Annotated in this window: 24 protein-coding genes and 1 pseudogene; 13 read left to right on the top strand and 12 right to left on the bottom strand. The window is 74.0% G+C overall.

The window, feature by feature from the left end; genetic code table 11:
• Window positions 1-56 precede the first annotated feature (56 nt).
• From CUT83_RS08085 to CUT83_RS08075, 3 genes are all read right to left on the bottom strand, one after another.
• Window positions 57-1,388, bottom strand: a complete 1,332-nt coding sequence (locus tag CUT83_RS08085) for a cytochrome P450 (RefSeq protein WP_206282648.1) — start codon at window positions 1,386-1,388, stop codon at window positions 57-59.
• A gap of 115 nt (window positions 1,389-1,503) precedes the next feature.
• Window positions 1,504-2,694: an acyl-CoA dehydrogenase family protein gene (locus tag CUT83_RS08080; RefSeq protein WP_101255203.1), complete on the bottom strand. Its 1,191-nt coding sequence runs from the start codon at window positions 2,692-2,694 to the stop codon at window positions 1,504-1,506.
• A gap of 157 nt (window positions 2,695-2,851) precedes the next feature.
• Window positions 2,852-3,319, bottom strand: a complete 468-nt coding sequence (locus CUT83_RS08075; RefSeq protein ID WP_093851705.1) for an SRPBCC family protein — start codon at window positions 3,317-3,319, stop codon at window positions 2,852-2,854.
• 210 nt (window positions 3,320-3,529) lie between these two features.
• On the opposite strand from CUT83_RS08075, the gene CUT83_RS08070 reads away from it, so the two are divergent.
• From CUT83_RS08070 to CUT83_RS31360, 4 genes are all read left to right on the top strand, one after another.
• Window positions 3,530-4,327: an SDR family NAD(P)-dependent oxidoreductase gene (locus tag CUT83_RS08070; RefSeq protein ID WP_101255202.1), complete on the top strand. Its 798-nt coding sequence runs from the start codon at window positions 3,530-3,532 to the stop codon at window positions 4,325-4,327.
• A 107-nt stretch (window positions 4,328-4,434) separates the two neighbouring features.
• Window positions 4,435-4,953 (top strand): flavin reductase family protein, encoded by a 519-nt coding sequence (locus tag CUT83_RS08065; protein ID WP_101255201.1) that lies wholly within the window; start codon window positions 4,435-4,437, stop codon window positions 4,951-4,953.
• Between the two features lie 100 nt (window positions 4,954-5,053).
• A complete protein-coding gene (locus CUT83_RS08060) occupies window positions 5,054-6,088 on the top strand; it encodes an MBL fold metallo-hydrolase (protein WP_101255200.1) in 1,035 nt (344 codons plus the stop codon).
• Between the two features lie 35 nt (window positions 6,089-6,123).
• Entirely contained in the window at window positions 6,124-6,246 is a 123-nt protein-coding gene (locus CUT83_RS31360) for a hypothetical protein (protein ID WP_277622935.1), read from the top strand.
• Between the two features lie 145 nt (window positions 6,247-6,391).
• On the opposite strand, the gene CUT83_RS08055 is transcribed toward CUT83_RS31360, so the two are convergent.
• The 3 genes from CUT83_RS08055 to CUT83_RS08045 all read right to left on the bottom strand — a co-directional run bounded on the left by CUT83_RS08055 (window position 6,392) and on the right by CUT83_RS08045 (window position 12,023).
• A complete protein-coding gene (locus CUT83_RS08055) occupies window positions 6,392-6,850 on the bottom strand; it encodes a nuclear transport factor 2 family protein (RefSeq protein ID WP_101255199.1) in 459 nt (152 codons plus the stop codon).
• A 192-nt stretch (window positions 6,851-7,042) separates the two neighbouring features.
• Window positions 7,043-9,829 carry a helix-turn-helix transcriptional regulator gene (locus CUT83_RS08050; protein ID WP_101255198.1) on the bottom strand — a complete coding sequence of 929 codons (2,787 nt, stop codon included), beginning with the start codon at window positions 9,827-9,829 and terminating at the stop codon, window positions 7,043-7,045.
• A gap of 418 nt (window positions 9,830-10,247) precedes the next feature.
• Window positions 10,248-12,023 carry a S8 family peptidase gene (locus tag CUT83_RS08045; RefSeq protein WP_173915042.1) on the bottom strand — a complete coding sequence of 592 codons (1,776 nt, stop codon included), beginning with the start codon at window positions 12,021-12,023 and terminating at the stop codon, window positions 10,248-10,250.
• A 786-nt stretch (window positions 12,024-12,809) separates the two neighbouring features.
• Between CUT83_RS08045 and CUT83_RS08040 the strand changes: the two genes are divergently transcribed.
• The 4 genes from CUT83_RS08040 to CUT83_RS08020 all read left to right on the top strand — a co-directional run bounded on the left by CUT83_RS08040 (window position 12,810) and on the right by CUT83_RS08020 (window position 15,997).
• Window positions 12,810-12,992 carry a hypothetical protein gene (locus CUT83_RS08040; RefSeq protein WP_093657563.1) on the top strand — a complete coding sequence of 61 codons (183 nt, stop codon included), beginning with the start codon at window positions 12,810-12,812 and terminating at the stop codon, window positions 12,990-12,992.
• 103 nt (window positions 12,993-13,095) lie between these two features.
• Window positions 13,096-13,875: a hypothetical protein gene (locus CUT83_RS08035; protein ID WP_101255197.1), complete on the top strand. Its 780-nt coding sequence runs from the start codon at window positions 13,096-13,098 to the stop codon at window positions 13,873-13,875.
• Window positions 13,872-14,807 carry a DUF6895 family protein gene (locus CUT83_RS08030; RefSeq protein WP_101255196.1) on the top strand — a complete coding sequence of 312 codons (936 nt, stop codon included), beginning with the start codon at window positions 13,872-13,874 and terminating at the stop codon, window positions 14,805-14,807. Before CUT83_RS08035 ends, CUT83_RS08030 begins: the two co-directional genes overlap by 4 nt.
• 5 nt (window positions 14,808-14,812) lie before the next feature.
• A complete protein-coding gene (locus CUT83_RS08020; protein WP_277347726.1) occupies window positions 14,813-15,997 on the top strand; it encodes a serine hydrolase domain-containing protein in 1,185 nt (394 codons plus the stop codon).
• An 84-nt stretch (window positions 15,998-16,081) separates the two neighbouring features.
• Here the strand turns inward: CUT83_RS08020 and CUT83_RS08015 are convergent.
• Window positions 16,082-16,510, bottom strand: a pseudogene (locus CUT83_RS08015) (ATP-binding protein); the annotation flags it as partial.
• 130 nt (window positions 16,511-16,640) lie between these two features.
• Here CUT83_RS08015 and CUT83_RS08010 point away from each other — a divergent pair.
• Together CUT83_RS08010 and CUT83_RS08005 are read left to right on the top strand one after the other, a co-directional pair.
• Window positions 16,641-17,459, top strand: a complete 819-nt coding sequence (locus CUT83_RS08010; protein WP_240958055.1) for a helix-turn-helix domain-containing protein — start codon at window positions 16,641-16,643, stop codon at window positions 17,457-17,459.
• Window positions 17,456-17,698, top strand: a complete 243-nt coding sequence (locus CUT83_RS08005; protein WP_101255195.1) for a DUF397 domain-containing protein — start codon at window positions 17,456-17,458, stop codon at window positions 17,696-17,698. The genes CUT83_RS08010 and CUT83_RS08005 overlap by 4 nt, the downstream gene beginning before the upstream one ends.
• 53 nt (window positions 17,699-17,751) lie before the next feature.
• Here the strand turns inward: CUT83_RS08005 and CUT83_RS08000 are convergent, their stop codons facing one another.
• The 3 genes from CUT83_RS08000 to CUT83_RS07990 form a co-directional block, all read right to left on the bottom strand.
• A complete protein-coding gene (locus CUT83_RS08000; protein ID WP_101255194.1) occupies window positions 17,752-19,050 on the bottom strand; it encodes an RNA polymerase sigma factor in 1,299 nt (432 codons plus the stop codon).
• Window positions 19,051-19,065: 15 nt separating this feature from the next.
• Window positions 19,066-19,485 (bottom strand): YciI family protein, encoded by a 420-nt coding sequence (locus tag CUT83_RS07995; protein ID WP_101255193.1) that lies wholly within the window; start codon window positions 19,483-19,485, stop codon window positions 19,066-19,068.
• A 176-nt stretch (window positions 19,486-19,661) separates the two neighbouring features.
• Complete coding sequence (locus CUT83_RS07990) at window positions 19,662-20,468, bottom strand: aminotransferase class IV family protein (RefSeq protein ID WP_101255217.1); 807 nt, start codon at window positions 20,466-20,468, stop codon at window positions 19,662-19,664.
• Window positions 20,469-20,633: 165 nt separating this feature from the next.
• Here CUT83_RS07990 and CUT83_RS07985 point away from each other — a divergent pair, with 165 nt between their 5' ends.
• Window positions 20,634-20,978, top strand: a complete 345-nt coding sequence (locus CUT83_RS07985) for a MerR family transcriptional regulator (RefSeq protein WP_101255192.1) — start codon at window positions 20,634-20,636, stop codon at window positions 20,976-20,978.
• Window positions 20,979-21,002: 24 nt separating this feature from the next.
• On the opposite strand, the gene CUT83_RS07980 is transcribed toward CUT83_RS07985, so the two are convergent.
• Window positions 21,003-21,512, bottom strand: a complete 510-nt coding sequence (locus CUT83_RS07980) for a hypothetical protein (protein ID WP_101255191.1) — start codon at window positions 21,510-21,512, stop codon at window positions 21,003-21,005.
• 160 nt (window positions 21,513-21,672) lie between these two features.
• Here CUT83_RS07980 and CUT83_RS07975 point away from each other — a divergent pair, with 160 nt between their 5' ends.
• Complete coding sequence (locus CUT83_RS07975) at window positions 21,673-22,218, top strand: GNAT family N-acetyltransferase (protein ID WP_101255190.1); 546 nt, start codon at window positions 21,673-21,675, stop codon at window positions 22,216-22,218.
• A 407-nt stretch (window positions 22,219-22,625) separates the two neighbouring features.
• Here CUT83_RS07975 and CUT83_RS07970 read toward each other — a convergent pair whose 3' ends face one another.
• The gene (locus CUT83_RS07970; RefSeq protein WP_101255106.1) at window positions 22,626-23,834 is read right to left on the bottom strand and encodes an RNA-guided endonuclease InsQ/TnpB family protein; all 1,209 of its coding nucleotides are present in this window, start codon (window positions 23,832-23,834) and stop codon (window positions 22,626-22,628) included.
• Between the two features lie 25 nt (window positions 23,835-23,859).
• Between CUT83_RS07970 and tnpA the strand changes: the two genes are divergently transcribed.
• Window positions 23,860-24,276, top strand: a complete 417-nt coding sequence (tnpA, locus tag CUT83_RS07965) for an IS200/IS605 family transposase (protein WP_093850225.1) — start codon at window positions 23,860-23,862, stop codon at window positions 24,274-24,276.
• Window positions 24,277-24,304: the final 28 nt, after the last annotated feature.

The raw sequence follows: 24,304 nt of genomic DNA, 5'->3' as shown, positions 1-24,304 counted from the left end.
GCCCGGCTCCGTCACATCCGCCGTGGCCGCCGTGGCAGCCGTACGGCCGTGGGGGCTCACTCCCCCCAGGTGACCGGCAGGGAGGTGAGGGTGTGGTTGATCTCGCCGGTGTGCCAGGGCAGTTCCTCCTCGGGCACGGCCAGCCGCAGGCCGGGGAAGCGGCGCACCAGGCCCTCGATCGCGATCTCCATCTCCATCCGGCCCAGGTGCTTGCCCAGGCAGTGGTGGACGCCGTGGCCGAAGGAGATGTGCGGGTTGTGGGAGCGGGCCAGGTCGAGCCGGTCGGGGTCGTCGAAGACGGCCTCGTCGCGGTTGGCCGACGCCAGCGCCAGCAGCACCGCGTCGCCCTTGGCGATCGTCACCCCGCCGACCTCGACGTCGGCGGCGGCGATGCGCGGGAAGCCGGTGGTGTCGGTGGCGAACAGGTTGACGTGGCGCAGCAGTTCGTCGACCGCCACGGGGATGCGCCCGGGGTCCTCCGCCAGCCACAGCCACTGCTCGCGGTGGTGCGCCAGCAGGGCCAGCACGGAGTTGGCGAGCTGGTTGGCGGTGGTGTCGAAGCCGGCGCCGATCAGGGTGAAGCCGAAGGTGACCAGCTCCTCCTCGCTGAGCCGGTCGCCGTCGTCGCGGGCCGCGATCAGTTCGGAGAGCATGTCGTCGGCCGGGTCCGCCCGCTTGTCGGCGATCAGCCCGACGATGTACTCGCTCAGCTTGGCCAGGCCGTTGAGCGACTCCTCGCCGCCGGCGCGGTCGTCGACGGTGGCGAACGCGCGGGCCCACTTCTCGAAGTCGCGCAGGTCCTTCGAGGGCACGCCCAGCAGCTCGCCGATGACGGTCAGCGGCAGCGGCAGCGCCAGCTGCTGGACCAGGTCGACCGTGCCGCCCTTGGCCAGCATGTCGTCGAGCAGTTCGTCGGCGACGCGCTGGACGCCGTCCCGCATCCGCTGGACGCGGCGCAGGGTGAACGCTCCGGCCACCAGCTTGCGGAGCCGGGAGTGCTCGGGCGAGTCCAGCGAGATGATCATCTCGGGGGTGGTGTGCATCGTCCCGCCGATGCGTGGCGCGCCCGGCCCGCAGGCCAGGGCGCGGCTGAGCCGGGGGTCGGCCGACAGCTCGCGCACGTCCTCGTAGCGGGTGACCAGCCAGGCGTCCACGCCTCCGGCGGTGTGGACCTTCACCACCGGCCGCTCGGTGCGCAGCTCCGCGTAGCGCGGGTCGGGGCCCCGGTACGACGATCCGGGGAAGGGGTAGGTCTCCATCCCCCCGTGGGCGACCGGGCAGCCGGCCGCGGCAGCGTCCCCGGCAACCGCGGGGGAGGACTCCCCGAGGGGAGCGGAGAGGGGAGCGGAGAGGGGCTCGGCGGGGGATTCGACGGGTGAGACGGACAAGGTGGCACCTCCGTTGGAGCGGGCGGAAGACCGCGCCGGCGGGCGCGGGCGGGTGTGGCGGAGCGCGCGACGGCGGGGCCGCGGAGGCTCCGCCCCCGCACGGGCCCCGCCCGTCTCACTCCTCCTCGGGGCCGAGCAGGACGGCCGAGTAGTTCTTGCGGGCGGCGGTGTCGTACTGGAGCGCGACATGGCTGGTCGCCGAGGTGATGTCCCGCCAGAACCGCTGCAGCGGGCGCCCCTCGTCCAGTCCGCCGGTGCCGGCGGCGCGGATCAGCAGGGTGACGGCCTCGTTGACGATCTCCGCGGCGAACGTGGCGTTCCGCTCGTTGCGGGCCATCAGCGCGGGGGTGAACGCCCGCTCGTCGATGACCTCGGCGTTCTGCTCCACCAGGTGCCGGGCGGCGTCGACGCGGCCGGAGGCGCGCACCACCTTGATCTCGTTGGACGGGTTGCGCCGGCGCCCGGTGACGGTCGCCGCGCACGCCTCCAGCGCCCCGGCCGCCGCCCCGGCCACGGGGGCGATGAACGTCAGGCCGCCCACCGCCTGGAAGGGCACGTTGTGGGAGGGCAGGTGCGAGCCGGCGTTGCGGCCGGTGAGCATGTCGGTGCGGTCGAAGGACAGGTGCGCGGGCACGAACGCGTCCTCGACCACCACGGTGTGACTGCCGGTGGCCCGCATCCCGACGCTGTCCCAGCTCTCCACGACCGTGTAGTCACCGGCGGGCAGCGCGAAGAAGCGCATCCTCGGCGGGCCCTCGCCGCCGGCCACCGCGGCGCACACCAGCGCCCAGTCGGCGAAGTCGACGCCGCTGACGTAGCCCCACCGGCCGCCCAGCCGCCAGCCGCCCTCGGTGGGGGTGGCCCGGCCGGCGGGCATCAGGGCGGTGGCGATGACGGTGTCGGGCGTGGCGCCCCACAGGGCGCGGTGGCCCTCCTCGGGCAGGTGCGAGGCGAAGCGGGCCGAGTAGGCGCTCAGCGAGGCGCACCAGGCGGTGGCCGCGCACCCCTCGCCGACCGTCATCACGGCACGGGTCAGCTCGGCGAACGACCCCTCGGAGCCGCCCCACCGGGAGGACACGAAGTGGCGGGCGAAGCCGGACTCCCGCAGCGCCGCCACGACCTCGGGCGTCAGCGCACGGGAGGTGTCGGCCACGGCCGCGTCCCGGGCCGCGAGGATCCGCAGCTTCTCCGCGGCCACCGCCAGTCCGGCGTCCGACAGTGCGTCCGGCGGTACGTCCGGCAGTGCGTCCGGCAGTGCGTCCGGCCGTACGTCCGGCAGGGTGTCCGGCATTGTGTCGGCAGGCATCCTGGTGACCTCCTGTGGTGAAGGGCCTTCGTTGGCCGGGCCAGCTTGCGCACCCCGCCTCGAAGGCCGCTGCACCGTCACTGGACCCCGGCCCGGGCCCGGCGCGCCCGGGCGCACACCGCCGGACAGGCGCGCCCGGAGCGCCCGGGACCCGAGGTCAGAACAGCTTTCCGAAGCGCTCCAGGGTCTCGCCCGGGCTCGGGCCGTCCAGCGCCTGGAAGATGCGCCGCGCGCCCTCGCCGTGCTTGTGCAGCTTCACATGGGCCAGCTCCACCTTCGTGGTGCCCGCGTCGACCGGCGTGAAGTCGACCTCGATCTCGCTGGCGCGCTCGTCGTCGGTGATGGACTGCCAGTTGCCGTCGATCCGCCAGGTCATCACCAGCCGGCGCGGCGGGTCCCACTCCAGGACGCGGCCCCAGGCGATCTCGTTGCCCTCCACGTCCCACTCGTAGTAGCGGCCGCCGACGCGCGGCTCGAAGGCGAGGCCGGCGCGCTCCTTCTTCAGCAGGACGTGGGACGGGGGCCACCAGTCGGCGGGGCGCCCGGTGAAGACCTTGAAGCTCTCCTCGGCCGTGGCCGCCACGGTCACCGACTTCCGCACGTCCGGGATCGTCTGCTCGGGCATGGGCTCCTCCTCGCTCCTGGGACGGCGCCTGGGGTGGCGCCTGGTCGCGCACAACGGACGGGCCCACCCTCACGGGCGGTGCTCGACCGGGTGTCGAGCACCGCTGGAACCACTGCCTCCCGCACGGTCTCCAGGAGAAGTCGAGAGACCCGCAAGGTGCGCCGGTCACGGTCGTCGTCACCCAAGCCCCTACGGATACGGGAGAGCACGATGACAGACGCGGGGACAGGCACGGGACGCCGGGTCGCTTTCGTCACCGGCGCCACCAGCGGCATCGGACTCGCCGTGACCGAGCTGCTGGCCCGGCAGGGCGTCGCGGTGTTCGGCGTGGCGCGTGCCGAGGAGAGCGTGAAGGCCCTGGTGAAGCGGCTGCGCGCGGAGGGTCTGGAGGTGTCCGGCACGGTCTGCGACGTCTCCTCGACCGAGCAGGTGCGCCAGGCGGTGACCGCGGCGGTGGCCGAGTACGGCCGTGTCGACATCCTGGTCAACAACGCCGGCCGGGGCGGCGGCGGCGTCACCGCCGAGATGCCCGACGACCTCTGGCTGGACGTGATCGACACCAACCTCAACGGCACCTTCCGCGTCACCCGCGAGGTGCTGAGCACCGGCCGGATGCGCGAGGGGGACTGGGGCCGGATCATCAACATCGCCTCCACCGGCGGCAAGCAGGGCGTGGAGCTCGCCGCGCCGTACTCCGCCTCCAAGCACGGGGTCATCGGCTTCACCAAGGCCGCCGGCAAGGAGCTGGCGAAGACCGGCATCACCGTGAACGCCGTCTGCCCCGGCTACGTCGAGACCCCCATGGCCCAGCGCGTGCGCCAGGGCTACGCGGGCCACTGGGGCGTGACGGAGGAGGACGTCCTGGAGAAGTTCCGGGCGAAGATCCCGCTGGGCCGCTACTCCACCCCGGAGGAGGTCGCCGGCCTGGTCGGCTACCTGGCCTCCGACATCGCCGCCTCCATCACCGCGCAGGCGCTCAACGTCTGCGGCGGCCTCGGCAACTACTGACCCGCCCACCCGCCGCGACCAGCCGGCCGGCCGACGACCGGCCGGCGGCCCCACCAGCCAACGACAGCGCGGACCGGGGACGGGCGCGCAGAGACGGAGCCGGGACCATGACCGACACGGGCACCACACTGCTTGCCGGGCCCGAGCCCGACATCAGCTCCTTCCGCACGGCGATGGGGTGCTTCCCCACCGGTGTCACGCTGCTGACCCAGGGCAGCGGGGACACCCTCTCCGTGATGACCCTCAACAGTCTGACCTCCGTGTCCCTCGATCCGATGCTGCTGCTGGTCTCGGTGAAGCGGGACGGCAGGATGCGGCCGCGGGTGGCGGCCGGCGGCGGCTTCGCCGTGAACGTGCTGGCCGAGGAACACCGCCTGCTCTCGGGGGAGTTCGCCCGGCCGGACCGGCCCGCGGGCGAGGAGGCCATGCGGCGCATCGGCGCGGTGGAGGGGATCACGGGCAACGCGGTCGTCCCCTCGGCGTCGGCCTCCTTCGAGTGTCTGCTGCACGCCGAGCACGAGGCGGGCGACCATGTGCTGCTCGTCGGGCAGGTGGTGGCGCTGAGCTCCGAGCCCGGCGCCCGTCCCCTGCTGTTCCATCGGGGCCGGTACGCCTCGCTCGTCTGAGCGCCCCCGGCACACGCCCCTCGGCACACGCCCCTCGACGCACGCCCCCCCCCGACGCACGCCCCCCGACACACGCCCCCGACACACGGACGGAGAACCGATGGCCACGCCCACGGCGGCGATCGGGAGCACCGCCTCCCCGATCGCCGCCCACCCGACCGCGGCCTCCCCGGCCGCCGCCCACCCCACCGCGGCCTCTCCCGCCGCAGGCTCCCCCACCGCCGGCGCGCCCGTCCTGGAGGAGGTCGCCGACGGTGTCCACGCCTTCGTCCAGCCGCCCGGCGGCTGGTGTCTGAACAACGCGGGCCTGGTGACGGGCCGCCCCGGCGGCGAGGGCCCGCCCGTCCTGATCGACACCGCGGCCACCGAGTCCCGCGCCCGGCTGCTGCGCCGGGAGGCGGAACGGGTCGCTCCGGGCGGGCCGGGCATCGTCGTCAACACCCACTTCCACGGCGACCACACCTTCGGCAACAGCCTGTTCACGCCAAGGGCGGTGGTCGTCGCGCACGAGGGGACCCGCGCCGACAGCGCCGAGGCGGGGCTGGGGCTGTGCGGGCTGTGGCCGGGGGTGGAGTGGGGCGAGATCCCGCTGACCCTGCCGACGCTGACCTTCCGCGACGGGCTCACCCTCCACGCCGGAGGCCTGCGCGTGGAGCTGCTGCACCTGGGCCCCGCGCACACCGCCGACGACACGGTGGCGTGGGTGCCGGAGCGCGGGGTGCTGTTCACCGGCGACCTGGTCTGGTCGGGGGTGACGCCGTTCGTGCTGATGGGCTCGGTGACCGGTTCGCTGCGGGCGCTGGAGCGGATGCGGGCCCTCGCACCGCGCGTGGTGGTCCCCGGCCACGGACCGGTGGGCGGACCGGAGCTGCTGGACTCCACCGAGGCGTATCTGCGGTGGCTGCTGCGGACCGCGGAGGAGTCCGTGCGCGACGGGCTCCCCCCGCTGGAGGCGGCGCGCCGCGCGGACCTGGGCGGCTTCGCCGGACTGCTCGACCCCGAGCGCCTGGTCGGGAACCTGCACCGCGCCCGCGCGGAGCTGGAGGGGCTGCCGCCGGGGGCGCGGATGGACGTGGCCGGCCCCTTCGGGGAGATGGTCGCGTACCACGGAGGACTGCCGGACTGCCACGCCTGAGGCGGCGTGCCGGATCCGGTGGGGAGGAGATGAGGATGATCACCGATGCGCCGGAGCGTGAGCCCCTGAACCACGACTTCTGGGACATCCCCGTTCCCCTGCTGGCCGGAGAGGAGGAGGACGCATCCGAGCCGCACATCTGGCGGGGCATCGACTGACGGGCCCCGCGGAACCCCGGAGCGAAAGGGTGCGCGAGCGGCGCCGACCGCGGTACGGGCGCCGTACGGCAGCACGGCGGTGGCCCCCCGGATCCCATCGGGGGGCCACCGCCGTGCTGCCGTGCCCGGCGCGGAACGCCGCGCCTCAGGAGGCGGGGAGCTCCACGGGGGTGTCGCGGTGGATGACCCGCGACCGCGTGAGCAGCTCGCCGTCGCGCCGCACCAGCACGTCGTCGACGGTGAAGGTCGGCTGGAAGGAGACCTTCCCCTCGCGGTCGGTCTGGGTGACGAGCGTGTAGTACGACACCCGCAGGGTGTCCTCGTCCCCCGGGTCGGTCTCGATCAGCAGGTGGTCGAACCAGTGCCGGACGGCGATGTCCCGGTAGCGCGGCAGGTTCGCCCGCATGCCCGCGACCATCCGCTCCCGGCCCTGCGCCCGCTCACCGTTGGCGTGCACCACCACGCCGTCGTCGGTGAAGGTGTCCGCGAAACCCTCGATGTCCAGGGCGTCCACGCGGCGCATCTGCCGCGCGTAGAACGTCTGCACCTCCGCGTAGAGGTCCCCGGTGACCTTGCTCCTGGTTGCCTGGACCGCCTGAGACACGGCGACTCCCTTCGATGACGGCCTGCGCCGCCGAAGGCCGGCGGCGCGATCGCCACCACGCTGCCGCGCCCGGCTTCAGCACCGCTGGAGACCGGCTCGCACGGACGCCCGGCTCACACTTACCGGCTCACACTTACCGGCTCGCACGGACCGGCTCGCACGGGCCGGGCGGGGACCGGGTGGCCGGGCGGGTCACTCGTCGCGCACCACCACGGCGAGCTGCGCCCGGCCGCGGACGCCGAGCTTGCGGTAGATGCGGGTCAGCCGGGCCTCGACGGTCTTGACGCTGAGGAAGAGCCTGGCCGCCGCCTCCTGGTTGCTCGCCCCCTGCCCGACGAGCAGGGCCAGGCGCCGCTCCGCCTCGGTGAGCCGCTCGGTGAACCCGGCCTGCTCGCCGGGGAACGGATCGGCCCCGCCGCGCGGCGGGGCGCCGCCGGCCAGCCGCGCCCAGGGCCGGGCCCCGACCCGGTCGAACACCCCGGCCGCCTCGCGCAGTACGGCCTGTGCGGCCGCCCGGCGCCTGCGGCGTCGCTCGGTGCGCGCCAGCGCCAGCAGGGTGCGTCCGGCCTCGATGGGCAGTCCGTGCGCGGTGAAGCGGGCGGCGGTCTCCCGCAGCAGCTCCGCCCCCGCGTCCGGATCGCCGGTGGCCGCCAGGTACTGGCCGCGGACCCGGTCCAGCGCCGTCAGCACGGTGGTGCGCCCCAGCCGCCGCGCCACCGGGGTGACCTCCGCCAGCAGATCGGCGGCCCTCTCGGGCTCCCCGCCGGCCACGTACGCCTCGGCCAGCTCCTCGTGCCAGCGCAGGACGGACGGGTCGATGGCCAGGGCGGCGATCGGCAGGTCGCGGATGCCGCCGAGCGTCTCCAGGGCCAGGGCGGTCTCGCCCATGGCGAGCTGTACGCGCCCGAGCGCGTACAGGGAGCAGTGCACGAAGACCTGGTCGCCCTCCTCCTGGGAGGCGCGCAGACTGCGGCGGGCGTAGTCGGCCGCGCGCCGGAAGCTGCCGCCGGCGGTCTCGGCCATCGCCGCGCTGTACCACAGCGGTCCCGGGGAGAAGCCGGCCTCCAGCGCGATGGACACCGCGCGGCGGGCGTGGGCGAGGGCCGCGGCGCACTGCCCCTGACGGGCCTCGACCTCGGCCAGCGAGCGCAGCGCCACCACCAGGTCCTCGGTGGTTCCCAGCCGTTCGAGCTCGGGCAGCAGGGCGAGCAGTCCCTCGCGCGCCTCGGTGAGCCGGTCGTCGAACAGGGCGTGGCGGTAGGCGAGCAGCCGCGGCCCGTTGCGCAGCGCGGGCGGGAGCCCCTCCCGCCACACGGTCAGGGCCTCCTCGGTGTGCGCCCCGGCCTCGGGCTCGCCCAGAGCGCGGCTGATGCGGGCGCGGGCGGTGGCCGCCAGTACGGCGGTCTCCCGGTCCCCGGCGGCCAGGGCCAGACGGTACGCCTCCTCGGCGGTGGCGCGGGCCGCGACGCTGTCGCCGTCGGCCAGTTGCTGCTTCCACACCAGCCGGACCAGCACGGCCGCGCGCATCGACGGGTCGTCGCCGGCGTCGGCCAGGGCGTGGGAGAAGGTCTCGTCCAGGTCGCCCAGGCTCTGGAAGGCGGTGTCCAGGATGGCGAGCCGGGCGCTCAGCCGGGCGGCGGGCGGCACGTCGCGGGCGAGGATGGCGTCGGCGGCCCGTTTGGACAGGTCGGGCCGGGCGGCGCGGGCCGCGTCGGCGGCGGCCCCCAGCAGCCGGGCCACCTCCTCCTCCGGGTGGCCGGCGGGGGTGCGTTCGGCGGCGAGCAGGCCGAGTTCGGCGGCCAGGGCGCGGTCCCCGCGGCGGCGGCAGGCTTCCAGGGCCCGGTCGAGTTCCCCGGCCATCTGGGCGCCGGCGTCGCGGGGATCGGAGGCCAGGGCACGGTGGCGTACGGCCTGCACGGGGTCGCCCACGGCTCCGGCCAGGGCGGTGTGGCAGGCGGCCCGCTCGTCCCAGTCCGCCTCGGCGGCCAGGGTCGCGGGCACCACTTCGGCGGTGAAGGCGACCGCGCCGTCCTCGCCGACGGTGACCAGCCCGGCCCGTTCGGCGGCCGCGAGGTCCGCCTCGGCCGAGGTCCGGCCCGCCCTGCGCAGCACGGTCGTGGTCGGCCCGGTGGCCAGCGCGGCGAGCAGCAGGGTGGGGTGCGCCTCGGCGGGCGCCTCGGCCAGCATGCGGCGGGCGGCGGCGCGGGCCTCGCCGCCCGGCGGCAGTTCGTCGGCGTGGTGGACGAAGGTGCGGGCGCCCGCCAGGGAGCGGCCGATGGCCAGGGCGAGCCTGGGGTTGCCGCCGCTGGCCCGGTGGATGCGGCCGGCCAGCCGGGCGGGGAGTTCGTGGTCGGCCAGCAGCGCGGCGATGTGGTCGGCGCCGAGCGGCGGGACGGGGACGACGCGGGGGCCGGTGTGGCCGAAGAGGGTCTCCGCGTGCAGCGGGCTGGTGTGCTGCCTCTCGGCCACCAGGGCCCGCACCGCGGGCGGCGCCTTGTGCAGGGCGAAGCGGAGCAGGGCGGAGCTGTCGGGGTCCAGCCACTGGGCGTTGTCCACCACCAGCAGCACCGGCCCCCCGGCGGCGATCAGGCGCAGTACCTGGGCCACGGCCAGCCGCAGGGCGACGCGGTCCTGTCCGGCGGCGGGCGCCTCCGTCTCGCGGCGGGCCACGGCGACGGCCGCGCGCTGCGGCCGGGGCAGTTGCCGCAGGGCCTCCTCGGGCATGTCGTCCAGCAGTCCGGCCGCGCCGGCGCCGGGGATGTCCCGGTCCTCCTCCTCCGGGGCCAGCCACAGGACGGTCTCTCCCCGCGCCCGGCGTTCCTGCGGCCTGGCCACGGCGGCTACCAGGGCCGTCTTGCCGATGCCCGGCGGGCCGGTGAGGGCGGCCCTGCCGTGGTCGCGCAGGATCCGCTCCAGGTGGTCCAGCAGATCGCCGCGACCGACCAGCGCCGGACGGGGGGTCTCCCGATCCAGACCCATACACCGCCTCCGGTCGTGTTCATGCCCGTGCTCCGCGAGGATACGGAGGAGACGGGCTACCGGTCGATGGTCTTCGGCGTGGACGTTCGACGGTTTTTCGACGGAGGTTCCGGCGCGGGTTCCGGTGGATTCCCGTGCGGGTGCGGCGGATCGGGCGCCGACGAGCCGGGAAGCCGTCAGGGCCTGCCGGCGGGTGCAGCGCCGGCAGGCCCTGGTTTGCCGGCCGGTGCGGACCGTCTCGGTGGCGGTCCGGATCAGCGGCCGGAGATCCCCGGTGGGGGCGGGGACCGTCGGTGGGAACCGTGCGGGGCCCGCCCCGTCAGGTGGACGGGCCCCGGTCCGGTGGCCGGCCGGGCCGGCCGGTCACGGCCCGCTGGGGCCGGTTCCGGTCGCTCCCGTCCGGTGGCGGGCGGTTCGCTCAGAAGGTCAGGCTCCAGGAGTCGATGTAGCCGGTGTCCCCAGCGTAGACGTCCTTGACCCGCAGCTTCCAGGTGCCGTTGGCGAGCACCGAGGAGGCGTCGACGGTGTACGTGGCGATCACGTTGTCGGCGCTGTCGTAGGCGGCTTCCTTGAGGGTGGCGTAGCGGCCGTCGGGGGCGACCAGCTCGATGACCAGGTCACCGCGGTAGGTGTGCTTGATGTCGACGGCGACCTGGAGGTCGGCCGGCGCGTAGCCGCTGCGGCCGCTCACCGCGATCGGGGAGGTGACACCGGTGTCGCTGTTGTCCGTGATGGAGACGTTGGCGCTGTTGGTGTAGGTGTCGCCGACCGGGTCCTCACCGCCGCCGCTGTCGCCGCCCGCGGCCGCGACGGTCGCGGCGGCGTCGGCCAGGCCGGCGCCGCAGCCGCCGCTGCAGGTGCCGGGCAGGGTGCGGGCGTTGGACCTGATCAGTCCCTCGATCTGGGACGGGCTCAGCGAGGAGTTCTCCGACTTCATCAGCGCGGCCAGGCCGGCGATGTGCGGGGCGGCCATGCTGGTGCCCTGGTAGTAGGCGTAGCTCTCACCGGCGGGCCGGGTGGAACCGGAGTCCACCGTGGAGAGGATGCCGTTGGTCCGGACCGCGGTCTCGCCGCCGGGGGCGGTGATGTCGACGACCGAGCCGTAGTTGGAGTAGGAGGCCCGGTTGCCCTCGCGGTCGCCGGCGGCGACGGTGATGACGTTGGAGCAGTTCGCCGGGACGAAGCCGGAGGCGTTGGTGTTGCTGTTGCCCGCCGCGACGACGACCGTGGTGCCGCGGTTGACCGCGCCGTTGATCGCGTTCTGGTAGGTGCTGGAGCAGGTGCCGCCACCGCCCAGGCTCATGTTGATCACGTCGGCCGGGGTGGGGTTGGACGGGACGCCGTAGACGGTGCCGCCGGAGGCCCAGATGATGGCGTCGGCGATGTCGGCCGTGGTGCCGCCGCACTTGGCGAGCACGCGGACGGGCTGGATCTTCGCGCCGTGGGCGATGCCCGCGATGCCCTTGCCGTTGTTGGTCGACGCGGCGATGGTGCCCGCGACGTGGGTGCCGTGCCAGGAGGAGGCGCTGTCGTAGGTGGCGCCGCACTCGCCGGCGTAGAACCAGTCGCCCTCGTCGGCGGGGTCGCTGTCGCGGCCGTCGCCGTCCCGCGCGTTGGTGGAGTTGGAGACGAAGTCGTAGCCGGAGACGATGTTGGCGGCGAGGTCGGAGTGGGCGACGTAACCGGTGTCCAGGACGGCGACGACCGTGCCCTGGCCGGTGGACCTGTCCCAGGCTCCGGGCACGCGCATGCCGGCGGTGGACTCGAAGAGGTCCCACTGGCTGCCGTACTGCGTGTCGTTGGGGGTCGCCATCGCGTACATGCGGGTGTTGGGCTCGGCGTAGGCGACGTCCGGGTCGCTCTCGAAGGCCTTGACGATCTTGTTGATCTCGGCCTTCGAGGTCTTGCCCTCCACCTCGTACAGGGCCGCGCCCGTGGCCAGGCGGCGCTCGAACTTCAGCTTCTGCCCGGTCTTCTTGCCCTTGGCCCGGGCCTCGGCCCTCGCCTCGGAGTCGGACTCGGCCGCGCTCGGGGAGGCGTTCGCGGCCTTGGTCTCGGTGCGGTTGCGGTAGGCGACGATGACGCCGTCCGCGGGTGCGTCGGGGAGTTCGGTGCGCTGCTCGCCGGCCTTGGGGGCCTTCTCCCCCGCCTGCGGGGCCGCGGTCGCGACGGATGCGGTGGCTGCTCCGGTCATGAGGGTGGCGGTCGCCGCCAGCACTGATATCAGTCTTCGCCTAGGGGCCTTCACGGGGGGGGTTCCTTTCGAAGCTGCCCGGGCGTGCCGGGCAGTGGGGGTGCCTGGTGCGGGGGTTGCGCCGGGGTTCCGGGCGGGGTGGGGCATGACGTCGGTTCCGCCCGGAACTCCGGTGCCGCTGACCATAGGAACGCCCCGGCGGGCCCCGATACGGGGAAAACCCTTGCGTCCCCTCCCCGGTCCGCCGCCGGCCGGCCCACGGCGCGGGGAACGGGGGGTGTACGTCCGGAAAAGCCCGGATGCAGCCGTCGGATCGCCTCCGTGACGGCCCGTCGGACATCCGGTGAATTCGCACCGACCGGTGCCCGGATACCGGACATCCGCCGCGGGTCCCTGACACGGGAGCGGACAGCCGCCGCAGGCGCGCCCGACCACTCCCGCGCCGACGGCGCGCACGGCCCGGTCGGCAGGCGCGTCCGGCCCCCGGTCGCTCCCGGGCGGCGGGTGCGGGCGGCGGGCCGCGGACCGCTCCGCACCTCGTCCACCTACTCCGTACGGGTGAATACTCGACAGCCCTTCCGGGCCCGCGCCTCCCGGGACGCCGGCGCGCCCCGACTCGTCTCCCGTGGTCAGCCGCCCCCTCCCGCCCCATACACGGAACACGGAACCCCGCAAAGCGGATCAGGGCCGCATATGCACATCAAACGGTGCGTCCGTAACGTCGTATGTGAAGCCGCCCACATCGGGCGGCGACATCCACCTGGCATCCCACCGAGGAGGACCCAGATGCTCACCCACACCACGGGAACCACCCTTGCCCCCGCCGCTCCGGCCGAGCGGGACATGGTCGCCGACCTGATGACCACGCGCGAGGCCCCGGTCAGCGACGCGCCCGTGTGGGCGCCGGAGGCGATCGGCCTGCTGCTGCTCGCGCTCCTGCTCTCCCCCAGGGAGCCGCGGGAGAAGTGACGCGACCGCTCCACAGCGGGATGCGACAGGAAGCGGCATGATGCGACAGGAACGAACAGAACCGGCATAACATGACACACCGAACAAGAGAGGTGGGTCACTGATGCCGAATCCGGACACCCCATCGCGCACGGACTACGCCGCGGCGGTGGAGAGTCTGGCCGACCGCGTCCTCGGCGCCCTGCGGGGCGCCGGGGATCCGGCGGTGGTGGCCTCCCAGGTGGACGAAGCCCCCGACCCCAAGGTCGCCCTGGCGGCCGTACGGGTGCTGGGACCCGACGTGTTCGCCCCCGCGCTGCTGGCCGGAGTGCCCTTCGGGCCCGGCGACGCCCGGGCGGTGGCCGAGTCCCTGCGAATCTTTCCGCCCGCTCCGGACGCCGCGCCCGAGGCCGCGTGGCGCGACTGGACGACCGTGCGGCTCCTCGCGCGGTACGGCGGTGGCTCCCCCGGCGAAACCCTCACCGACACCGACACCCCCACCGACATCCCCGAGGACACCCTGGGCGTACGCGAGCCGGCGCCCCCCGGCGGCGCCGGCTCCTCCTGGCGCGAGCTGTCCCTGAGCATGGCGCAGCTCTCCCCGCTCGCCCTGCCGGACGTCGACGGCCCCGTCCACAAGACCGCCCTGGACCGGCTGCGCGACCTGAGCCGGGGCGCCGCCCGCGCGATGCTCCGCCGCGACTACCCCACCGCGGCCCGCCTGGCCCGCTGGCTCGCCCGCGCACCGCACCACGGCGCACGCCCGGACCTGGACACGGCCGCCCTGGTGCGGCACCTCGAACTGCACTGCGGGGGAGGCGGGCGCACCGCGCTGGACACCGCCGTCGCCCGCGGCCTGCTGGACCGTACGCAGCCGCAGAGGCCGGGAGGACCGACCGCATGAGCACGCCCCGCACCACCGCCGCGGCCCCCGCCCCCGTGGGGCGGTCGGCGCACCGGGTGGCCACCCGCGCCCTCGGCTGGCTGCGCCGCCACTGCGAGCTGGGCACCCTGCCGCCCGGCACCACCTCCGACATGGCCGACCCCGACAGCATCTACAAGCCGCTGGGCGAGACGGCCCTGGCCGCCTCCCTGGTGCTGCGCGAGGGGCTGGCCTCCGCGAGCGAGGAGCGCACCGCCCGCGAACTGCTCGACTTCGCCTGGTGGGAGCTGCGCGGCGGCGACATGCTCTACGAGCGGCAGCTGCGCTACATGATGATGGTCGACCCGCTGGAGCTGTACGCGCACTTCGTCCGCGCCGGCTACCGCCACCGTCGTCTGGAGGCGCTGCTGGACCACCTCGGCGGCCTGGTCACGATGGACGCCGTCGAGCAGGTGCCCAACCGCCGCCTCGCCGTCGCCAACGCCGCCCGTCTGACGGGCCTGGCGCGCGAGACCGACTGGAAGCGGCTGACCGACGCCACCTGGCTCGGCAACACCCCCGAGCCGTGGGTGATCGACTGGATGACGGCCTACTGCGTGACGCACACCGTCTTCCACATCACCGACTGGGGCGCCCGCCCCGGCGACCTGCCGCCGCACCTGGAGGAGTACCTCCAGCTCTGGCTGCCGGTGTGGCTGGACATCTGGCGGGAGGTCCAGGAGTGGGACCTCGTCACCGAGCTGCTGATCGTCGGAAGCTGCCTGCGCGAGCCCTACGCCGACCCCGCGCTGTGGGAGGAGCTGGCCTCGGTGCAGCACGAGGACGGGCTGATGCCGCGGGACGGCAAGGAGGTCGAGGGGGACGCCGCCCAGCGCTTCCGGGACCACCACCACCCCACCGTCGTCGCGGCCGTCGCCGGCACCCTGGCGCTCTCCCGCGCCGCGCGGCGGTGAGCCCGGTGTCCTCCGAAACGGCCTCCCGCCCCGGCCCCGAGCGGGAACCCGGCCCCGACACCTCCCCCGACGCCTCCCCCGACACCGTCACCGAAGCCGCCACCGACACCGGGCCGGACACCGCCACCACCGGCACCGCCCGCCCCGAAGCCGCCACCGCCCCCACCGCACGGCCCGAGTCCGCGCTCTCCCTCCCCCTGGAGACGGTCGCCGCCGCCGCGCCCGGCCCCGCGGTGGCGGTCGTGGCGGTACGGGCGGGCGAGTCCAGGACGCTGTGCCGGGGCGCGTCCGCCGCCACCCGCTTCGAACTCGGCTCGGTGACCAAGACGTTCACCGCCCTGCTGCTGGCCGAGGCGGTGGCCCGGGGCGAGCTGGACCACGACGACCCGATCACCGGACGCCTACCCGCGGCCGCCGTGCCCGAGGGCTACGGCGACCGGATCACCCTCGCCCATCTGGCCTCGCACACCGCCGGGCTGCCCGTTCTCCCGCCGGGGCTGCTGGCACGGGCCGTGCCCCGCTTCTACACCAACCCCTACGAGGGCTTCACCCCCGACCACCTGCTGCACGCCCTCTCCCAGACCCGGGTGCGCCACCCTCCCGGGCAGCGGGTGCGCTACTCCAACTTCGGCGTCGGGCTGCTGGGCCGGCTGCTGTCGGACGCGGCCGGCGCCCCGTACGGCGAGGCGCTCGCCACCCGGATCCTCACGCCGCTGGGCCTGGCCGACAGCACCTGCGACCCCGAGCTGCCCCAGGCCACCGGCCACTGGCACGGCCGCCCCCGCCCGCCCTGGCGCATCCCGGGCCTGCCGGGCGCGGGCGCGCTGCGTTCCAGCGCCCGCGACCTCCAGCGCTACCTGGAGGTCCTGCTCTCCCCGCCACCGGAGGCGGACGAGACCCTGCGCACCGCCCTCCACGACGTCACCCGCCCCCGGGCGACCACGCCCGGCGGCGACCGGATGTGCCTGGCCTGGAAGGCGCGCACCCACACCGCCCGCGACGGCGGCGAGTTCGACCTGCTGTTCCACTCCGGCGGCACCCGCGGCTTCACGTCCTTCGCCGGCTTCTGCCCGGCCGCCCGCGTCGGCCTGGCGGCGGTGACCAACAGCTCCCCCACCCTGCGCGGCACCTTCATCCGCACCGCCTACCGCACCCTGCGCGACCTCGCGGCCGAAATCCCCGCCCGCTGATCCCCACCGGGTCGGGAACACCGCCGACCGGTGCGCCCGAGCCCCCTGTACGCCGCACGCCTCCCAGCGGCAGTGCAGCTCGAACCAGACGGTCTTGCCGATCCCGCAGGGGCGCGGGTACGCGCCCCAGGCGTCGGAGAGGGCGGCGACCAGGGCCAGGCCCCGGCCCGACTCGTCCTCCGGCGACGTGCCGCGCGGGCGCGGCATGCCGTTGCCCGCGTCGCAGACCTCCACCCGCAGCCCCCGGTCGCCGAGCACGCAGCGCAGGGCGATCTCCCGGCCGGGCGGGGTGCGGGCGTGGCGGCAGGCGTTGGCCACCAGCTCGCTCAGCAGCAGTACGGCCGTCTCCGCCGCCGCTTCCGGCACCTTCCAGGCGCTCAGCCCGTCGCGCAGCAGGGCCCGCGCGCGTCCCGCGCTGCGCGGGTGGCTCGGCAGGCGCCACTCCGCCTGCTCCGGCAGGTTCGCTCCGGTGGGGAGCGGAGTCTCGGGTGCATCGGATCGGTGTGCGGTCATCGTGCCCTCGTACGGGTGGTCTTCGCTGATCGGGCCTCACACGGTGCCGACCTCTGCCTAGCGTCTCCAGTGACCGGCCGGGTACGGAGCGTGCCGTACTCATGGCGCACAAGGGGGAAGGCGGGAGACGATGACCGAGGGGACCACCCAGCAGCCGCCGATGGCCTGGCGGTACTGCGGCAACCAGATCAAGCGCTGGCGCACCCGCGCGGGGATCAGCCGCGAGGCGCTGGGCGACGAGGCGGGCTACGGCTACGAGACGATCAAGTCCATGGAGCAGGGCCGCCGCAAGCCGACGGTCCGGCTGCCGGAGGTCGCCGACGAGATGTGCGACGCGCGGGGCCTGCTGGTGGCGGCCCAGGAGTATCTGAAGCCGGACAGGTTCCAGTCGTACGCGCAGGAGTTCGTGGACGCCGAGGACCGCGCCATCGCCCTGCATTCGTACGAGGCGCTGCTCATCCCCGGACTGCTCCAGACCAAGGCGTACTCGCAAGCGCTGATCGGCAACCACCACCCGCCGCTCGACGACGAGACCGTCCAGGAGCGGGTCGCGGCCCGGCTGGAGCGGCAGGAGAAGCTCACGCGCAGGCCGACCGTGGCGTTCGGCTTCGTGATCTACGAGGCCGCCCTGCGCACCCGCGTCGGCGGCGACGAGGTGATGCGGGAACAGTCCCACCACCTGCTGGAGATGGGCGGGTTGCGAAATGTCTCCGTCCAGGTGCTCCCCGTCGAGCGCGGGGTCTTCGGTGGCCTCAGCGGACCCATGGTGCTGCTGGAAACGGCCGAACACGAGTACTACGCCTATGCGGAGGGGCAGGAGACAGGTGCGCTCTACTCCGACCCGGAGAAGATCAGCGTGCTCACCCAGCGCCATGGAATGATCCGCATGCAGGCTCTCAGCACCGAGGAATCGGCGCGCTTCATCAGGAAGGTGGCGGAGGAGCTATGAGGGACGGCCTGGTCTGGTTCAAGTCCAGCCACAGCGACTCGGATGGCGGCGCCTGCGTCGAAGTCGCCTTCGCCTGGCGGAAGTCCAGCCACAGCGACTCGGGCGGCGGCAACTGCGTCGAGGTGGCCGCGTGCGCCGACGCCGTGCATGTGCGCGACTCCAAGGCGACGGACGGGCCGCAACTCGTGCTCCCGCCCGCCGCCTGGGCCGACTTCGTCGCGTACGCCGCCCGCGCGTGACCGGCTGCCCGCCCGCCGGATGAACTCGGCGGCCGGGCTCATCCGGTGGGCGGTCAGCCGAGGTCGGCGAGTTTGCGTCGTAGCACCGTCCGTTCGCGTTCGTTGCCGCACAGCCGGATCGCGTGCTCCAGTTCGGTGCGCGCCTCGTCGGTGCGCCCGAGGCGGGCGAGGAGTTCCCCGCGGACGTTCGGCAGCAGGTGGGAGCCGGACAGCGCCTTGGCTCCGGCCAGCCCGTCCACGATGGCCAGGGCCGCCGCCGGCCCCCGCGCCATGCAGACGGCCACCGCCCGGTTGAGGTCGACCACCGGTGAGGGCGCGAGCCGGCCGAGCGCCTCGTAGAGGAGCACGATCCGCTCCCAGTCCGTGGCCTCGACCGAGGGGGCGGTGGCGTGGCACTCGGCGATCGCCGCCTGCAGGCCGTAGGCGCCCAGGCCCCGGCCGGTCCGCTCGGCGCGGGCCAGGGCGGCCCGCCCCCGGCGGATCGCGGAGCGGTCCCAGCGGCGGCGGTCCTGGTGCTCCAGCAGCACCGGCTCGCCGTCCGGCCCGGTACGGGCCGGGAAGCGCGCGGCGGTCAACTCCAGCAGCGCCAGCAGGCCGTGGACCTCGCCCTCGTCCGGCATCAGCCGGCTCAGCACCCGCGCCAGGCGCTGCGCCTCGCCCGCGAGGTCGAGCCGGATCAGGTCCCCGCCCGAACTGGCCGAGGACCCCTCGGTGAAGATCAGGTAGACGACGCTGAGGACCGAGCCGAGCCGTTCGGCCCGCTCGGCGGCCGTCGGCGTCCCGAACGGCACCCGGGCCGCCTTCAGGGTCTTCTTCGCCCGGGTGATCCGGGCCTGCACCGTGGCGGTCGGCACCAGGAACGCCCTGGCGATCTCGTCGCTCGTCAGACCGCCGACCACCCGCAGGGTGAGCGCCACCCGCCCCTCGCGCGGCAGCACGGGGTGGCAGGCGAGGAACATCAGCGCGAGGGTGTCGTCGTCGATGCGGTCCGGGTCCCACAGCACGTCACAGCCCTCCCGGGCCGGGTCGGGGGACGTACCCGCCGAGGCGCCGCCTGCGACGATGCCGCCCTCGCCCAGGCCGTGGGCGAGGGCGGCGTACCTCTCGTCGAGGGCGGAGCGCCGGCGGAACGCGTCGATCGCGCGGCGCCGGCCGACGGTCAGCAGCCACCCCGCCGGGTCGCGGGGCGCGCCCTCGCGCGGCCAGTTCACCAGCGCCTCGGCCAGCGCCTCCTGGGCGCAGTCCTCGGCCAGCGCGAAGTCGCCGGTGTACCGCGCGAGCGCGCCGGTGATCCGCGCGGACTCGATCCGCCAGACGGCGGCGACGGCCTCACGGCCGGTGGGGTCGGCCATCTTCCGCGATCCCCCTCAGAGCTGGCCGGTGGCCTCGCGCCACGCCCGCTCCTTCTGGATCCACTCGTTGTCCTGGGGGAACTCGTCGATCGTGGTGACCCGGCGGATCTCGGTCTTCAGGCCCGGGCCGCTGAACGGCGCCCGCCTGGCCCACTCGACGGCCTCCTCCTTGGACGCCACGTTGAGGATGTAGAAGCCGCCGAACAGCTCCTTGGTCTCGCCGTAGGGGCCGTCGGTGACCACGGGCGGCTCGGAGGAGTGGTCGACGACCACGCCCTCGGCTGCGTCGTCCAGGCCCTCCGCGGCGACCAGCACACCGGCCCGGATCAGCTCGTCGTTGTACCTGCCGACGGTCTCCAGCATCTGGCCGAAGTCGACGTCCGCCATCCCCGCGAGGGCCTCGTCGGTGGCGCGCATGATCAGCATGTACTTCATGGTTCTGTCTCCCTGGCGGTTCCGGGCCTCTCTCGGACCCTCTCACCCATAGGTCGAACGGGAACGGCGCGGATCAACACGGTCGCCGAATTTTTTCCGGGGAACTTCCGGCAGCGTATGGCACGCCCCGGCGGTCCGGTTCCGGTGCAGGCGGCCGGGCGCGGCCGGAGGCGCTCTCACGGCGCGGCGGGTGGTTCGGCCCGGTAGGCGCGGTGGAGCAGGTCCGTGAAGGCCGGGGCGGCGGGCAGGGAGGCGGAGCCGATCCGGTGTACGGCGACCCCCGGCGTCCAGGAGTTCATGACGGCGGCCCCGGCCAGTTCCGGCAGGTCGGCGAGGGTGATCTCCCGGACGCGCTGGGGGACGCCGAGGCGGTCGAGCCGCCGGCGCAGAACGCCCATCGTGACCCCGGTCAGTACCTCGGCCTCGGGCCACACCACCGCCGAGCCGTCCCAGAAGGCCAGGTTCCAGATCGTCGCCTCGCCGATCCGGCCCCGGCGGTCGGTGAAGGCGGCGTCGTCGAAGCCCTGCGCGGCGGCCCGGCGCAGCAGGTACGTCTTGGCCGCCTCGCCGACGAGCTTGACCGACGGCAGGAACCGCTCGTGCTCGAACGCCGCCAGCGCCAGCGGCCCCTCGGGCCCGGAGGCGGGCGGTCCGGTGCGGACCAGCATCTCCGGTTCGGCGTCCGCCGCCGTGAACTCGCCCGCCGGGGAGTACACCACGGCCGTCAGCGACACGTCCTGCGGGCCGCCCTCCAGCGCCGTCCGCAGGCGGGACCGCACCCGGTCGTCGGGCAGCGCCCGGCCGTACAGCTCCAGCGAGGCCGAGCGCAGCCGCGCCAGATGCAGGTCGAGCCCCCGGACCCGGCCGCCGCGCACCTGCATGGCGGTGAAGTGGGCGTGGCCCGCGAAGGCGAGCGGCGCCAGCTCTCCGGCGGTGGCCGTACGGCCGTCGCGGTGGACGGCGTAGGAGGTCGATGAGGTCATGTGCGTCGCTCCGAAGCTCGGGTCCCGGGAGTTCATGGGTTTCAGGGAATTCATGGGTTTCATGGGTTTCAGGAAAAGGGGCGGCGGGCGCGGAATGCCCGCTCGCGGGGCGACGTTAGGGCTTCACACCGGTGTGAAGGTCAACTCCCGGGAGGGGTACGGCACATGCTGATCGGGGAGCTGTCCCGGCGCACGGGGGTCAGCACGCGACTGCTGCGGTACTACGGGGAGCAGGGGCTGCTCACCCCCGAGCGCGGCCCGAACGGCTACCGCACCTACGGCGAGGACGCGGTGCTCACCGTGCGGCAGATCCGCGCCCTGCTGGACGCGGGCCTGACCACCGAGGTGATCCGCTCGGTGCTGCCGTGCGCCCGGGGCTCGGAGCCGGGCTTCGACTGGTGCGCGGATCTGCGGGGCGCGCTGGAGCGGGAGCTGGCGGCGCTGGACGAGCGCATCGGCGAACTGACGCGCAGCCGCGACGCGCTGGCCGCCTACCTCGCCCGCCCCTGAGCCCCGGGGCCGCCCGGGCGCGGGTCACCGCTTCCGCAGCTCCCCCATGCTCAGGAAAAGGGCCGCCGCGATGCCGAGCACGAGGCTCGAAATCCCGTGGGACAGGCGCTGCTCCAGCTCCACCAGCGCCTCGTACTCGGCGCGCGAGAGGATCTCCACCCAGCCTCGCGGCGCCGTCTCGTGCGCGTAGTGGCGACCCCCCTCGACCTTCGGGGAAGACGGCCGGCCGAGCCCCTGGAGCATGGTCGCGGCGGTCAGCGCCACGCCCCCGGCGACCAGCATGCCCAGCTCCGTCTGCGCCTTGCCGGGCAGACATCGGAAGGCCGTCCACAGCATGCGCCGGTCGCTGACGGACGAGAACCCCCACAGCGCCGCGGCGAAGAGGAACAGGAAGGCCGACCCCACGCTCACCCCGGTCAGCCACCCGGACTCCGGCAGCAGGAGCCCCGGAAGGAGCGTCAGCAGCGCGCACACCAGCGACGCCGCCCCCAGAACGGCCGCCGTCCCGCCGAAAAACCTGTAACCCCGCCCCACGCCCCCCAGCCTCGCACGGCGGGCCGACAGGTCCCGCCACGCCCCAGCCGCTGGAAGGCGGGTCTCCTCGGTGATACCGCGCAGGACGATTTCGGGGCCACGAACCCACGGCCGCGGCCCCGGCTATGCTGCCTCGTCCTACGGAGCCAGGGGGTTCACCGTGAGCAGCAGCAATCCGCCGTTTCCCGACCGGATCGAGCTCAGCGGGGAGGGGCTCGTCCTGCGTGACTGGACGGAGGCGGACGTGGCCGCGATGCCGGATCTGTTCGACCACCCCGACATCGCGTACTGGACGCCGATCGTCTCGCCCTTCGACGAGGCGGCCGCCCGCACGCGGCTCGAACGGGCCCGGCAGCTACGGGCGGACGGCACGGCCATCCTGCTCGCGATCACCACCGACGGCCGCGCGCCGCTCGGCGAGGCGATGCTGCGCCGCGCCCCCGAGGGCACGGAGCTCGGTTACGCGGTCGGCCCGGCGCACCGGGGCCGGGGGCTGGCCGTACGGGCGGTGCGGGTGATGGCCGCGTACGCCTTCGAGCGGTTGGGAGCGGATCAGGTGATCCTGGAGCTGGAGGCGGAGAACGCCGCCAGCGTCGCCGTGGCCGCCAAGGCGGGCTTCGGCCTGCTCGACGTGCCGCTGATCGAGGGTGAGGAGAAGGGGCGGCCCTACATCCTCCAGACGTGGGGGCTTCGGCCCACTCCGTGAGGCCGCCCGGTCGGGGATGAGCACGCCGGCGAGCCGACGCGGGGTGCGCGGCGTGGGCCGCCGGTTCCTCGGCCCACGGGCCGCCGGGGAGTGCGCCGACCGCTCCGGAGGGCCGGGAATCCGGCCCGGAGCTCGGGTGCCGAGGGTCGGGATCCGGGATTCGAGCGCCTTCTCCAAGGAATGGGTGGGAGGTCTCCTCCCACCCTCCCACCCTGCGGTTTTCCACTCTCAGCGACCGGGTCGCCACACACCGCGTCGGCGGTGTAGCGTGCGGGACGACAAGAGAACGACCCCCGCCGGTGCGGGAACACCGGGCGAGGGTCTGACCATCCAGATCGAACGGAACTCGATCCATGGCTATGGCCAACATTGACATCCTCGCCGCCCTGAAGGACGGCGATTCCCGCCTACCGCGCCGCCTGTGGCTGCGGTGTCGAGTGGGTTCCTGCTTCGCCGCGCGGTGCCGGGACGAGTCCCGGTCTTACCTGCGCTCCACAGGCTGATGCCGCCAGTCCGGCGGCCTTGGCGACGTTGACCGCCGCGTTGATGTCCCGGTCCAGGACCGCCCCGCACGCCTGGCAGGTCCACTCTCGGATGTGGAGGGGCTTGGGGCCGTCCTTGACGCCGCACACGGAGCACACCCGGGAGGTCGGCTCGAACCGGCCGATCTTCACGAAGGTACGTCCGTACCGGGCGGCCTTGTACTCCAGCATGCTCACGAACGCCGACCATCCGGCGTCGTGCACGGACTTGGCCAGGCGCGTGCGCGCGAGTCCCTTCACCGCCAGGTCCTCCACGGCGACCGCTTGGTTGTCGCGGATCAGCTGTGTGGAGAGCTGGTGGTGGAACTCGCGGCGCGCGTCCGCGACACGGGCGTGTGCCCGTGCGACGCGGATCCTGGCCTTGTCCCGGTTCTTGCTGCCCTTCTCCTTGCGGGAGAGGGAGCGCTGCGCCTTCTTCAGGCGTTTTTCGGCCCGGCGCAGGAAGCGCGGGCTGTCGATCTTCGTCCCGTCGGAGAGGACCGCGAAGTGTCCGAGCCCGAGATCGATGCCCACCTCGGGCGCGACCTGGGGCAGGACTTCCTCCGGGCCGGTCTCCACGACGAAGGACGCGAAGTACCGGCCTGCCGCGTCCTTGACCACGGTCACCGTGGACGGCGTCGACGGCAGGGAGCGGGACCACTTCACCTTGACGTCGCCGATCTTCGGCAGACGCAGCCTGCCGCCCGGGGTGATCGACCAGCGGGCGTTCGCCGTGAACCGGACCGACTGCCGGGTGTCCCTCTTCGACTTGTACCGGGGCGCGCCCATGCGCGGGCGCTTGCCCTTCAGGCCGTCGAAGAAGTTCCGGTACGCGGCCTCCAGGTCGCGCAGCGACTGCTGGAGAACGACCGCCGACACCTCGCCGAGCCACGCCCGCTCCGGGGTGCTCTTCGCCTCGGTGATCAGCGCCTTCGACAGGTCGCCGGTCTTCGGGAACGGCAGCCCCTCGCTGCGGGCGGTCTCCCGAGCGCGAAGCGCGTCGTTGTAGACCACCCGCGCACACCCGAACGCCCTCGCCAACGCCATGCGCTGACCGACGCTCGGGTACAAGCGGAAGCTGTACCGAAGCTGCATGCGGATCATGGTACACAGTTGGTTTATGGGTATCGATGAGAACGTTCGTACTGGTCGTCACTGCGTCTTCCGCATGCATGTCCACTTGGTTTTCGTGACGAAGTACCGGCACTCCGTCTTCGTTGACCGGCACTTGACGCGGTGCGAGGAGATCATGCGGGCCGTGTGCGAGGACTTCGAGGCCGAGCTGGTCGAGTTCAACGGCGAGAACAACCACGTCCATCTCCTCGTGAACTTCCCGCCGAAGGTTGCCGTGTCCAGGCTGGTGAACTCCCTCAAAGGCGTGTCCTCCCGCAGGCTCCGCCAGGAGTTCCCCGACCTCGTCCGCCACTACTGGCGGGCACAGCGCCTGTGGTCCGGCTCGTACTTCGCCGGGTCCGTCGGCGGCGCGCCGCTCAGCATCGTGAAGCAGTACATCGAGCAGCAGAACCGGCCGCTCTGACCCGGGCCGAGGTGAACAGTGCAGATCC

This window comes from Streptomyces barkulensis (genome assembly GCF_002843305.1).
Taxonomy (GTDB): domain Bacteria; phylum Actinomycetota; class Actinomycetes; order Streptomycetales; family Streptomycetaceae; genus Streptomyces; species Streptomyces barkulensis.
Note: the sequence above shows the minus strand (reverse complement) of the source record. Positions and strands in the feature narration are given on the sequence as shown.